Below are 1,141 nucleotides of genomic sequence, written 5' to 3'. Positions count from 1 at the left end.
GAGTTTAACAAGGTTCGTAGTTTTGCCTTTCCAAATGCCTACTTTGAGAAGGATAACAAGGTCTCTGCGCGTGGATCTAAGGGAGACTTTATCTTCCGTGAATGTGATGAAAATGGAGTGGAAATTATTTCCATCATGTTTGAGATGAAAAACGAAGCGGATGGGACAGAGAAAAGGCACAAGAATGCGGACTTCTACAAGGAATTGGACAAGGACCGTCGGGAGAAAAACTGCGAATATGCGGTTCTGGTGACCATGCTAGAAGCAGATAACGACTACTTTAATACAGGGATTGTTGATGTCAGTCATGAGTATGAAAAGATGTATGTGATTCGTCCCCAGTTCTTTATCCAGTTGATTGGTCTCTTGCGAAATGCTGCGCTTAATTCTTTGAAATATAAGCAAGAGTTGGCACTTGTCCGTGAACAAAACATTGATATCACTCACTTTGAGGAAGATTTGGATGCCTTTAAACTAGCCTTTGCCAAGAACTACAATTCAGCTTCAACTAACTTTGGTAAAGCCATCGACGAAATTGATAAGGCTATCAAACGCATGGAAGAGGTTAAGAAATTCCTAACCACATCCGAAAACCAACTCCGCCTCGCCAATAACAAATTGGAAGATGTTTCAGTAAAAAAATTGACCCGAAAAAACCCAACTATGAAAGCCAAGTTTGATGCGCTGAAGGGAGAGTGAGAAAGCAACAGATGAACGGTATTATTAACTTAAAAAAAGAAGCGGGGATGACTTCGCATGACGCGGTTTTTAAACTGCGTAAGATTTTGGGAACAAAGAAAATCGGTCATGGTGGGACCCTGGATCCGGATGTAGTGGGTGTTTTGCCTATTGCGGTGGGCAAGGCGACCCGCATGGTCGAGTTTATGCAGGATGAGGGCAAGGTCTATGAGGGGGAAATCACTCTCGGCTATTCAACGACGACCGAGGATGCTAGTGGGGAAGTAGTCGCAGAAACTCCTGTTTTGTCGCCCTTGGATGAAACCACTGTCGATGAAGCGATTGCGAGTCTGACTGGGCCTATTACTCAGATTCCACCTATGTACTCGGCTGTCAAGGTCAATGGTCGCAAGCTCTATGAGTATGCGCGTGCAGGTCAGGAAGTGGAGCGTCCAGAACGTCA

2 protein-coding genes are annotated in these 1,141 nt (G+C 44.6%); both read left to right on the top strand.

The window, feature by feature from the left end; genetic code table 11:
- The coding region (locus tag GMD6S_RS11415; protein ID WP_000341242.1) for a DUF2130 domain-containing protein at positions 1-699 on the top strand (699 nt) is incomplete at its 5' end.
- 11 nt (positions 700-710) lie between these two features.
- A partial coding sequence (truB, locus tag GMD6S_RS11410) for a tRNA pseudouridine(55) synthase TruB (protein ID WP_001013280.1) occupies positions 711-1,141 on the top strand: 431 nt, incomplete at its 3' end.

The sequence above is a fragment of the Streptococcus sp. GMD6S genome, from assembly GCF_000297015.1.
Note: the sequence above shows the minus strand (reverse complement) of the source record. Positions and strands in the feature narration are given on the sequence as shown.